This window comes from Paenibacillus sp. B2(2019) (genome assembly GCF_008370385.1).
In the GTDB taxonomy this organism is placed as follows: domain Bacteria; phylum Bacillota; class Bacilli; order Paenibacillales; family Paenibacillaceae; genus Paenibacillus_AQ.
On sequence record NZ_VTZR01000013.1, the window covers coordinates 549,291 to 560,985 of the forward strand.

Here is an 11,695-nt window from a genome sequence, read left to right on the forward strand (position 1 = left end):
TATTTGCTACATTATAGCTAGAAGACATTAAAAGAATTGGCGAGTAAATTTCAGAAAAGTATGAATTTCAACCAGAAAAAACGAAAAAAAAAAGCATCATCTCATGAAATGATACTTTCTTCGCGTTCTTCTACCCCTTGGAGACAAATTTATATCCTACGCCCCAAACGGTCCTAATATATCTTGGTTCTTTAGGGTTAATCTCGACTTTTTTGCGCAGATTGGCAATATGAACATCCATCGCCCTCTCAGTAACAAACGAATCAACCCCCCTCAATTCATTGAGTAGCTCTTCTCTACTAAATACCTTTTCTTCATTAGTAATAAACAATCGCATAATCTCAAATTCGGAAAAAGTCGTTTCCACAAAGAAACTATTCACGTAGATTGCTCTTCTATCGACATCAAGTATGATCACATCGCCGTTACAACTTAGCGCCGCTGCAGCCTCTTCCTTCTCCGATATCGAATACTGATAAAGAGTAGCTCGTCTAATCATCGCAACGATTTTTGCTGTTAATTCTCTCATACTGAATGGTTTGCAAATATAATCATCTGCACCTGCTAATAAAGCATCCACACGTTCGGATACCTCTGTTTTCATTGAAACGACCAAAATTGGTACGGTTGAAAAATCACGTAATTTTTTGCATAATTCAGTTCCAGTTGTATCTGGTAACATCATATCCAATAGGATAACATCAGGAGAGAACTTCTTGGCAATGTCCATTCCTTTGAAGCCGTTGTCTGCCGTCTGTACATTAAACCCCTCTTCAGACAAATACATCGCTAACATTTCACCCATGATCTGATCGTCTTCTATTATTAATATTTTGTACATAAACCCCTCTCTTCCCAGAGAAAAAATATTAATAAACGATTTGTCAGAAAATATTTCCTAATACTTTTCTAGCATTTTTTCTCATGTTTTGTCGAATGATAAGATATTTATACTCTATTATAAGCATTAATTCAGGAAAATGTTAGGCATTTTCTATGTTAATCATAAATTTCATGAACTAGAGCTAACACATCATTTAATTGTTGCCGAAGCTCCTTCATACATTCTTGATACCTTTTCAAATCTATTGAGTTGTTAAACTTTTCTTCAAACTGTTTAGAAACTATAAATAGTCTTTCCGCTGAAAGATTCCCCGCAACTCCGCTTAGTGTATGAATCATTCGTTTAGCTGTAGAGTAATCCCCCGTTCGTATCGTTTCCTGAAGTCGATCAACAAAACTTACATATTCCCATGCAAATGTTTTGAGCATATGGTGATAAATTGGTATTTTCCCATCGAGTCGCTCCATAGCCTTGAGAATATCTAGATAGGGTAGTGGGACATATTCGCTTAGCATATCTTTCAGTACTTTAGGATCAATTGGCTTCGTAAGCACACCATTCATCCCTACGCGATAGCAATTGTTGTGCTCCTCTTTGACGACGCTTGCTGTCATCGCCACGATGGGTAGGCTTTTATACCGTTTATCCTGGCGAACAAGCAAAGTCGCCTCATAACCATCCATCTCTGGCATATGAACGTCCATTAAGATGAGATCCCATCTTGTTCCGTCCAGATTTTTCAATACTTCATGCCCATTTCTAGCAATCGTGGCCGAAAATCCATGGTCTTGTAACAATTCCACTGCTACTTGTTGATTAATCTCATGATCCTCTGCTAAGAGTATCTTTCCTTTATAACCACGGATAAGAAAATCATCCTTGTGGACAAGCTGGTTAGTTACAAAATATGACTCTTTTTTTTGCTCAAAAGCCGCTTGAAGAGACCTAAATAAATCAATTCGATTGATCGGTTTTATCAGGACCGCATTAGGCTGTACTGCCTCTTCAATCTTCGCTAATTCATCCCTTCCGTATTCTGTCGTCATTGCAATAGTTATACTATGGCTCCCCCGCACAAGTGCTGCCAGACGACTTAAGGTCTCTACTCCATACATATCCTCTGCTTCCATATCAAGAAAAATAATGCTATATGCAATTTCTCCCGCTTGCTGCTCCAAGTGATGGATTGCCTCCTGCCAACCAGTCAAGCATGTCGGAGATAGGTCTAAGGATTTCACCATATTAGCTAGATTTTTCCGCATCCTCTCATGGTCCTCTACGATCAAGACTGGCATATCTTCATATCCTTGACTCAGATAGAGGTTATTTCCTCTCTGATTTGATGATATTTCAAAAGGTAGAGTACATGAAAAAACACTTCCCTTGCCTAATCGACTAGAAGCATCTAATCTACCACCCATCATCTTAATCAGATTTTGTGAGATCACCAGCCCAAGCCCTGTTCCGCCATATCTTCTACTCGTTGAACCATCTGCTTGAGTAAAGGGTTCAAATAGAGTGAGCATCTGTTCTGCCGTCAATCCAACCCCTGTATCTTCAACAACAAAGTGCAAAAAAATCTCATGCTGTAGTTGATAGTCCACCGTTATGCTTAGAGAAACAAATCCACGCTCCGTAAACTTGATCGCGTTGCTGCACAAATTTAGCAATACTTGCTCAAGACGATGTGGGTCCCCAATTAATTCCATGGGTATTTCAGACTCAGTCTCGATAATGATTTCCAACTGCTTTGTCCCCAAATAAATTCCTAGCATATCAGATAGCCGTCGTACGATCTCCTCGGGATGAAAGGCTACTTTCTCTATATCCAATTTGCCTGCTTCTATCTTGGAAAAGTCCAATAATTCATTAATTAATCGCAATAATACATGGGACGAAGTCAAAATTTTCCCTTGATAGTCTTGTTGCTTAACCGTCATTTTTGTTTTTTGCATCAATTCTGACAAGCCGATAATACCATTCATTGGCGTCCGAATCTCGTGACTCATCCTGGCAAGAAAATGCGTCTTTGCCTTGTTAGCCTCTTCAGCTTCTTCTTTTGCTTGTACCAGCTCAGCCTGTATCCGTCTTTGCCCCCTCAACATGTAATTTAGTAAAAAATACAGCATGCTTACAAGAATGCATATAGAGATTACATTTATGATAAGAGATAGCCTTTTGGCATACTTCAATTGTTCCAAAGCTTCGCTAGTAAGAAGTACAGTTGCAACCGACCAGCCTGAGTAAGATATAGGTGCATACCCTATGTATTCCTTGTGACCGTTAACAGATGCAATTTCTAACCCCTTCTCGCCAGCAATCATCTTTTTTCCAATACTGCCCACACCACCTGGTTGCTCCGAAAGTTTTTCCTTGCCAATAAGCTCTGGTCTGGGGTGATACATAATTGTGCCATTTCTTGAAAGTAAAATTGGATAACCTGTGTGACCCATCACGTAGGTTTCCATGATGCCAGGAATGTCATCCAGTAATATATCAACAGCAATTACGCCAAGTACAGCTTCGTTTTCTACTACTTCTAAAACACCACTTGTCACAAGCTTTCCCGTTAAATAATCTATGTACGGCTCAGTAAAAATGACCTCTTCTGAACTTAGATCATCTTTAAACCATGGACGTTCTTGAATGTTCCAGTCCGATCTTGTCTTTGCACCTTCACTTCCAATATAAAAATTTGCTCTTTTGCTCACAACCCATACAAACTCCACCGTTTTATCCTGCGCCTTAATTGCATCCAATTCTGAAGATACCTCCCCATAATAAGGACTGGTAAGCGCGTCATTTCTTGATTGTACCGTTTTCAAATAATTAATCATCGTTTGGTTCGTACTCATTTGCCGAACCATAGCTCCCTTTTGCATAAAAAAAGCATTTATTTGATCTGCCAGAGCTTTACTTTGTAATGTTAGCTTGCTCTCAATTTCATCCTTTATTATCTTGTTTGTTTGTAACAATACAATGTTTCCCGTTAGGACAAAGGCTATAACAATCGTAATTAACATCAAATAAGTCAACTTTTTCGCATAACCTTCTTCAAAAACTTTCATGATTTACCCCTTTATTTGCACTGCTTCAAAGTAAGAATACTATGATGTACCAGAGAGTACTACTCTTTATTACTAAATTCTATCTCATTTACGGATAGACTCCTTTGTGCGGTATTATTATATAGTTGAAAATAATTTTTAATGTATTATTTACAATAGTCTGTGTCATACAGTATAGCGAGTCAGGAGCTGATGTTTCATGGATATAAAAGAGATAGTCACTGGATTGACGCAGGAGATGCGCCGCGGAACGATCATTATCGGCTTGCTCAGTCAACTATCCGAACCGCAATATGGCTACTCTCTCGTCTCCACTTTGGAGGAGAAAGGGATTAACACCAATGAAACTAGACCTCGAAAGCCATATCGGGCTGCTTTCAGGGGCCTATTATAGAGAGACAACTCTGTTAACAAGGCCTTACCCCAGCTTCTTGCAAGGGTTACGGCTTTGGGTTGCCATTATCGGTGAGCCCACCACCCTTCTTAATTCCACTATACTAGTTTATAATGGAATTTATAGTCATGAATAAAAAACTATAGGGGTAAAAGACAATGATCAATAAACTTCATGAACACAATAAACAAAAAAAACCACTATCCGTCATTGTGTATGACCAATTGTATAAATTAATCATGGAAGGAATATTTCCTCCCGACAGCCAGCTTCCAACAGAACCCGAATTGGCCAAAAAATTAGGTGTAAGCAGAATGACATTGAGACATGCTTTGGCACTTTTGAAGGAAGATGGATTGGTTAAAAATATCCAGGGAAAAGGAAATTTCATTACCAAATTTCATCAGAATCAAAGTATGGATGGCTTGGAGAAGTTGGGGAATCCCCTATATAAATGCTATACGGGAAACATAGATGATATCGAACTTATTTTCCGAATTGACCTATTAACGGACTATGCCATGCAAGTATTAAATCGAGAAATGACTGCAGTTGTTGCGTTGGAACGCTGGTATAAAAGTAACGATAAGATCGTAGCTTTTGCTTTTACGATGATGCCAATCGAAGCCGTTTCTCAATTAAATCTTGACTTACAAAACGAAAAGCAAGTACTGGACATGTTGGAAGAGAAGGTATATGAACTAGCTAATTCCTCCACCATTGAAATTAAACGTTCTGATTCCGTCAATACTCCGTCATTAAAATACCAACTTTCCTACGGAGAGGAATGTGATTTGATTTTAGAAAGTGTATATATCAGCGACAAGTACCCTGTTGTTTATAATAAATACTATATACCCATAGAATTTAGTCAAATTAGGATTAAAACATCTAAATAACCGAATGAAGGGCATGCACTGCCCATCATCTTTTAAAGCAAGCCACAATGGACCGAAAACGTCAAATGGCAAGCCTTCAATAAACCGGAGGCTTGCCATTTTTTTTAATTTTAGAAGCATTAGAATGAAGACAAGGCTGACTCATTCGTAAAAAAACCAACTTTTGGGGAAACCCCTTTCTGTAACAAAAAAGACAAATTCCGAAAGGTTGTCAGTGAGATTAAGCTGTGGTAATATTCTAATTGTCAAAGAATATACAAGTTGTTAGACAACTATACAATGTTGTATGATTCAAATATTTATCATGCATGACTATGAAATCGCAATCAAAGAGTAATTATTTTTGGGTTATTCATGGAAGCGCTACCTTGTTAAACAATTTAGAAGGAAACAACAAAGGAGAAGAATATACCTATGTCTACTACAACTGCAGATGTGTGCATGAAGAAACCGCAGGAATATAATTTTAAGAAAGCAGTACCTATTACCTTGCTATTATTTCTACTATGCTTGATCATTGATAATTCGTTTAAGATTATTTCTGTTGATATGGCAAAGGATTTTAACATTTCAGCGACAACAGTCAGCTGGCAAGCAACCCTAGCTGGCCTTGTGATTGGGATTGGGGCGGTTGTTTACGCAGCTTTGGCAGATTCCATTAGTTTCAGAAAACTTTTTACCGCTGGTATCATTTTAATATGTGTCGGTTCAGTCATGGGATATGTTTTCCAACATTCGTTTTTACTCGTTGTTATCTCACGAATGATCCAAACGGCAGGTTTAGCATCAGCTGAAACATTATATGTTATATTTGTAACCAAACATTTACCTGCAAATGAACAAAAGAAATTTCTGGGATTAAGTACAAGCAGTTTTGCTCTTTCACAACTTATTGGTGCATTAACTGGAGGCTATATTTCTACGTATTTCCATTGGACAATGCTGTTTTTAGTTTCTTTAGTAACACTTCTCACCCTTCCATTTCTTTTAAAATATCTTCCTAAGGAAGAAGCGAAGAATAGTCATGTTGATGTATTAGGATTATTTCTAGTGGGAACCATTTCAGCATCCCTCCTACTGTATATTACCGATTTCAATTGGATGTACCTTCTCTTGTTTATTGTTGCAATTACATTATTCCTTACTTATATCAGTAAGAACTCCAAAGCGTTTATCGGAATATCATTCTTTAAAAATAAACAGTTTATCTCATTGCTTGGCGTTGCTTTTGTAATTTACTCTGTGCAGTTAGCATATATTTTCTTATTTCCATTCTTGCTTGAAAAGATTTATGGTCTGAAGCTAGATACCATTTCACTATTATTGATTCCAGGCTATATAGGAGCTACTCTAGTCGGGGCTCTTTCTGGAAAATTTGCGAAGTTCTTAGGAAGCAAGCAATGCATTACAATCGCGATGTCTTGTATTGTGGTAAGCTTATTATTAGGCGCATTCTTTATACAAACTTCGGTTGTTGTATTCGTGATCTCCATGGTGTTATTCTCTAGCTCATTTGCATTTATGTATGCACCAATACTTGATTCTTGCATTCGTACGATTGAAAAAGAAAAAACAGGTACAGCCGTCGGATTTTTCAATTTAACACTGAATGTCGCGATGTCAATCGGAATTGCCTATACAGCAGCTATGATGGACCATTCCGCCATGCGAAGAAGCTTCCTAGGAATTACGAGCAATTCGGATGCTTCGATGTTTAGTAATATCCTATTCATTCTCGTATTCATTACCCTTTTCAGTTTATCTCTGTACTGGTTATTCGTAGGACGAAAAGCGACTAAATAGATTACGTTTGTAGTTCATAATTAGAACCCTAAGACCTAAAGTTTAGGGTTCTTTTTAAATTAAAGTCCCCTTCCATCGTCCTCTTCTTTAGCGCAGGCACTCAACCCTTGGTAGGAGAATACAACGTTTAAGCTGATGATACCGATAAATATGATTGCCAACAACAGATTACTCGTTAGGATCAAACTTGTTGATCTCAATTTTTTTTAGAATCATAAGCCTCTGCGCCTCTTCTTATGTAATATTATTTCGGTCTTTGGCCTGTATTAGGACAGCCCGCTGGCATCCTTGATGGGCATATACATGGCAAGGTTCGTATACCCTACTTATGCATTATCGATACTGTACATTTCAGTTTTATGTGACAAGACATAAGTATATTGGATTGCCTACCTTACCACAATTATCCTCATATATACGAGAGTAAAACAAATCAATTGTAACGATAGATAGAGTTCATTAATCCCACCATTTCAAATTACATTCATCACTCCCCGAACTTTCCCAATAGAATTTTTCGAAGTCATTTGTGGTACGGTTTAGCATTTCAATCGGAGTGATTTGTTGAATTCTTCAAGTTTCCTCTCCTGACCACTGTCCTACGTGAAAAGCGATCCTTAGAAGCGATTCTAGAGGCTCGTTTTTCTTTAGCTATTTTGTTGTTTTTAAGAAAGTTGACTTTTTCAGTGGCCTCGCGCTTACCGACATCTTTCTTGCTCTTTGGAGGCATTCTCGATCGATCTTATCAAAACTCTGTTTCAAACTTTACTGAATAAAAATATAATATTAGAGACTACTCAAGAGAGGGATGGATCAACAATGGCCTATACATTCGACGATTTATATGAAGCAGTTGAAGAGGATGAATTCAAAAAAGTTAAAAAGATTCTACAAGCGGATCCCACGCTAATTACTGGAAAAGATGATTATGAATTTAGCGTGCTTCATGGTGCAGTTATGACGGAAAATACAAAGATGGTTGAGTTTCTGCTAGATCAGGGTGCGGATGTGAATGCTCTAAATGATGAAGGCATTACCCCAATTCATATTGCTCTGTATCCCGATGTGGTCACATGCTTGCTGAATCGCGGAGCCGAGATCAACAAAAAGTCCTCAGACGGAAGCACGCCTTTACATACGCAAATCGCAGACGGTGAAGAACGTTTAGACGTAGTTGGAATGCTTCTTGCCAAGGGGGCGGACAAAAGCATTAAGGATAACGATGGACAAACCCCGCTGGATATTGCAAGGGCAAGGCAAGAAGAAGAGATGATCGAACTGCTCAGCTAAAAATAATAGACCTAAAAAGCGAACGCTCTTTCCAAAGTCGGTTGTGCTTGTTCGTATAAACCAAAACAGAGTCAAGCCATCTTAACAAATGGCTTGGCTCTGTTTTGGTTCTGAAATAATCAAACAAGTAAAAAATCCACACTCAGACTATCACCGCAGATGCTCTTGATTCCCATTATCTTTGCCCTTTAAGTGCAACTAATTAAATACCTATCAAGCTCTGAGAACTATCTGGAAGTGACAGGCACCAATCTAATAAAAGCGCTTGCAAAATCAAAAGTATCAGTTATAATACTTGTATACAAGTATACTAGATTGAGAAGGTGAATTTATGACCGAATCACGGGAATTTCTATATCCCTCCAAATGGCTTTCAAAAGCCTCTGCTGGTGATCGTGTATCCTGCGAGCTTAGAATGCGTATTATTTCCGGCGAGATTGAAAGCGGTGCCATATTATCAGAAAATAGATTAGCTGCAGATTTTGCTGTAAGTCGCTCACCGATCCGTGAAGCGTTAAAAATACTGGCATCCGAAAATATCATCCGTTTAGAAAGAATGGGTGCCGTTGTGATTGGTTTATCAGAAAAAGAAATAGAAGAGATTTATGATGTCCGTTTACTCATAGAATCGTTTGTATTTGAACGGATTGTAAAGATAGACACTAATGAATTAATAAAGGAACTTAGTAAAATTCTAGAAATGATGAAGGTCGCAATCAAATATAGTGATGCTGATGAATTTTCCTATCAAGATGTCTTGTTTCATGAAACGATTATTCGTGCAGCTAATCATTCATACATCCTGATGATCTGGAATAATTTAAAACCCGTTATGGAAAGCTTCATCCTTTTGTCGATGCGCATGCGTTTCAAAGAAAAATATGAAGACTTTACACGGATTATAAAAAATCATGAGCTTTATATTGAAGCGATCCACACAAAAGATAGAGACCTCATGAGTAAGTCCTTGCATGACAATTTTGATGATGTTCAAGGAAAAGTAGAAGACCTATGGATATCGCAACAAATGCTCTCGAAAGGAGTAGTGCAGCAAAATGACTAACTATATGTTAGGTATAGATATCGGAACCACAAGTACGAAAGCAGTTTTATTTAGTGAAAAAGGCGAAGTCATCCAACAAGAAAATATGGGGTATCCGCTTTATACACCGGATATGTCGACAGCTGAACAAGACCCCGAAGAGATTTTTCAGGCAGTCCTACAAGCCATTTCGAATATAATGAAACATCATTCACACAAAAAGCTATCGTTTGTTTCATTTAGCAGTGCCATGCATAGTGTCATTGCTATGGATGAAAATGACCAGCCGCTGACGCCTTGTATTACTTGGGCAGATAACCGAAGTGAAGCATGGGCACATAAAATAAAAGATGAGTTGAATGGCCATGAAGTCTATAAACGCACGGGAACACCGATTCACCCCATGTCACCATTAACTAAAATAGCTTGGATTGTGAATGACCTTCCCGAAATCGCTTCCAAAGTTAAAATATATATAGGAATTAAAGAATATATTTTCAAAAAGTTCTTTAATCACTATGTTGTTGATCATTCTCTGGCTTCAGCCATGGGCATGATGAATCTCAAAACACTAGATTGGGATGAAGAAGCATTACAAATTGCTGGTATAACACCTGCTCAATTATCTGAACTCGTTCCAACTACCAAGATATTTACCAACTGTGATTCAGATTTAGCAAAACAGATGGGTATCGATCCACAAACAGCATTTGTCATTGGTGCCAGCGACGGAGTCCTTTCTAATCTAGGTGTAAATGCGATAAAAAAAGGCGAAATTGCCGTCACAATTGGGACAAGCGGTGCCATTCGAACCATTATTGACAAGCCGCAAACAGACGAAAAGGGAAGAATATTCTGTTATTCCTTAACGGAAAAGCACTGGGTCATTGGCGGGCCCGTAAACAATGGCGGGATGGTCCTTCGCTGGATCCGTGATGAACTTGCCTCATCAGAAGTAGAAACAGCAAAAAGACTAGGAATTGATCCATATGATGTATTAACTAAGATTGCTGAACGTGTAAGACCAGGAGCAGATGGATTGTTATTCCATCCATACCTCGCTGGTGAACGTGCGCCTTTATGGAATCCAGACGTACGTGGCTCATTCTTCGGTTTAACGATGTCACATAAGAAGGAACATATGATTCGCGCAGCCCTAGAAGGAGTCATTTACAATTTATACACCGTATTCTTAGCATTAACCGAATGCATGGAAGGTCCTGTGACCCGAATTCAAGCTACCGGGGGCTTCGCAAGATCAGAGGTTTGGCGGCAAATGATGTCAGACATATTCGACTCTGAAGTAACCGTTCCAGAAAGCTACGAAAGTTCTTGTCTAGGTGCTTGTATTTTAGGCTTATATGCCACCGGAAAGATCGAATCATTTGAAGTCGTTTCTGAAATGGTTGGCAGTACCTACAAACACACACCAAACGAAGAAGCAACGAAAGAATATAGGAAATTACTGCCGATCTTCATTAACATATCTAGAGTATTAGAAGATGATTATAAACGGATTGCCAATTATCAAAGAAGCTTAATCAAACACTAACAAGATAAACAGCAGGGGGAAATTACAATGCCATTAGTTATTGTAGCAATTGGAATTTTAGCATTATTAGGTTTAATAATGGGTTTGAAATTAAACACCTTTATTTCATTAATCATTGTATCGTTCGGTGTCGCTTTAGCACTTGGAATGCCCTTGAATGAAATTGTCAAAACCATTGAAGCCGGATTAGGCGGAACACTTGGCCACTTAGCGTTAATCTTTGGTCTTGGAGCGATGTTAGGCAAGTTGATCGCTGATTCAGGTGGCGCTCAAAGAATTGCCATGACTCTCGTTCATAAATTTGGTGAAAAAAATATTCAATGGGCGGTCGTAGCTGCTTCATTCATTATCGGTGTGGCGTTATTTTTCGAAGTAGGATTAGTATTATTAATTCCAATTGTATTCGCCATCTCAAGACAATTGAAGGTTTCTATTCTTTATCTCGGTATTCCGATGGCTGCAGCCTTATCCGTAACACACGGGTTCTTACCTCCTCACCCAGGACCTACAGTTATTGCAGGTGAATATGGCGCGGACATTGGTGAGGTTTTACTTTACGGTTTCATTATTGCAATTCCAACAGTTATTTTGGCTGGACCTATATTTACTAAGCTTGCCAAAAAACTCGTACCTGCATCATTTACGAAAACGGGTAATATTGCCTCTTTAGGTGAACAAAAAGAATTTAAATTAGAAGATACACCTGGATTTGGTATCAGTGTATTTACTGCAATGCTTCCTGTTATTTTAATGTCTATTGCAACGATTATTACTTTACTCCAAAAAACAATCGGATTTGAAGA

General features: G+C 38.3%; 8 protein-coding genes and 1 pseudogene. 7 read left to right on the plus strand and 2 right to left on the minus strand.

The window, feature by feature from the left end:
- Nucleotides 1–130: 130 nt before the first annotated feature.
- Together PAENI_RS13175 and PAENI_RS13180 are read right to left on the minus strand one after the other, a co-directional pair.
- Nucleotides 131–841 carry a response regulator transcription factor gene (locus PAENI_RS13175; protein ID WP_149645547.1) on the minus strand — a complete coding sequence of 237 codons (711 nt, stop codon included), beginning with the start codon at nucleotides 839–841 and terminating at the stop codon, nucleotides 131–133.
- A gap of 158 nt (nucleotides 842–999) precedes the next feature.
- Complete coding sequence (locus PAENI_RS13180) at nucleotides 1,000–3,912, minus strand: response regulator (protein ID WP_149645548.1); 2,913 nt, start codon at nucleotides 3,910–3,912, stop codon at nucleotides 1,000–1,002.
- 199 nt (nucleotides 3,913–4,111) lie between these two features.
- Between PAENI_RS13180 and PAENI_RS13185 the strand changes: the two are divergent.
- From PAENI_RS13185 to PAENI_RS13215, 7 genes and pseudogenes are all read left to right on the plus strand, one after another.
- Nucleotides 4,112–4,279 (plus strand): annotated as a pseudogene (locus PAENI_RS13185) (PadR family transcriptional regulator); the annotation flags it as partial.
- A 185-nt stretch (nucleotides 4,280–4,464) separates the two neighbouring features.
- On the plus strand, nucleotides 4,465–5,205 hold the full coding sequence (locus PAENI_RS13190) for a GntR family transcriptional regulator (protein ID WP_149645549.1): 741 nt from the start codon (nucleotides 4,465–4,467) through the stop codon (nucleotides 5,203–5,205).
- 414 nt (nucleotides 5,206–5,619) lie between these two features.
- Nucleotides 5,620–7,008 carry an MFS transporter gene (locus tag PAENI_RS13195; RefSeq protein ID WP_149645550.1) on the plus strand — a complete coding sequence of 463 codons (1,389 nt, stop codon included), beginning with the start codon at nucleotides 5,620–5,622 and terminating at the stop codon, nucleotides 7,006–7,008.
- 819 nt (nucleotides 7,009–7,827) lie between these two features.
- Nucleotides 7,828–8,298: an ankyrin repeat domain-containing protein gene (locus tag PAENI_RS13200; protein ID WP_149645551.1), complete on the plus strand. Its 471-nt coding sequence runs from the start codon at nucleotides 7,828–7,830 to the stop codon at nucleotides 8,296–8,298.
- 331 nt (nucleotides 8,299–8,629) lie between these two features.
- Nucleotides 8,630–9,361, plus strand: a complete 732-nt coding sequence (locus PAENI_RS13205; RefSeq protein WP_149645552.1) for a GntR family transcriptional regulator — start codon at nucleotides 8,630–8,632, stop codon at nucleotides 9,359–9,361.
- Nucleotides 9,354–10,892, plus strand: coding sequence for a gluconokinase (gntK, locus tag PAENI_RS13210; RefSeq protein WP_149645553.1), 1,539 nt, complete (start codon nucleotides 9,354–9,356; stop codon nucleotides 10,890–10,892). Before PAENI_RS13205 ends, gntK begins: the two co-directional genes overlap by 8 nt.
- A gap of 27 nt (nucleotides 10,893–10,919) precedes the next feature.
- A partial coding sequence (locus PAENI_RS13215) for a gluconate:H+ symporter (RefSeq protein ID WP_223178943.1) occupies nucleotides 10,920–11,695 on the plus strand: 776 nt, incomplete at its 3' end.

Excerpts from the sequence above, each read along its gene's own strand:
- PAENI_RS13175 (WP_149645547.1), bottom strand. The coding sequence starts at position 841 with ATGTACAAAATATTAATAATAGAAGACGATCAGATCATGGGTGAAATG.
- PAENI_RS13180 (WP_149645548.1), bottom strand. The coding sequence starts at position 3,912 with ATGAAAGTTTTTGAAGAAGGTTATGCGAAAAAGTTGACTTATTTGATG.
- PAENI_RS13190 (WP_149645549.1), top strand. The coding sequence starts at position 4,465 with ATGATCAATAAACTTCATGAACACAATAAACAAAAAAAACCACTATCC.
- PAENI_RS13195 (WP_149645550.1), top strand. The coding sequence starts at position 5,620 with ATGTCTACTACAACTGCAGATGTGTGCATGAAGAAACCGCAGGAATAT.
- PAENI_RS13200 (WP_149645551.1), top strand. The coding sequence starts at position 7,828 with ATGGCCTATACATTCGACGATTTATATGAAGCAGTTGAAGAGGATGAA.
- PAENI_RS13205 (WP_149645552.1), top strand. The coding sequence starts at position 8,630 with ATGACCGAATCACGGGAATTTCTATATCCCTCCAAATGGCTTTCAAAA.
- gntK (WP_149645553.1), top strand. The coding sequence starts at position 9,354 with ATGACTAACTATATGTTAGGTATAGATATCGGAACCACAAGTACGAAA.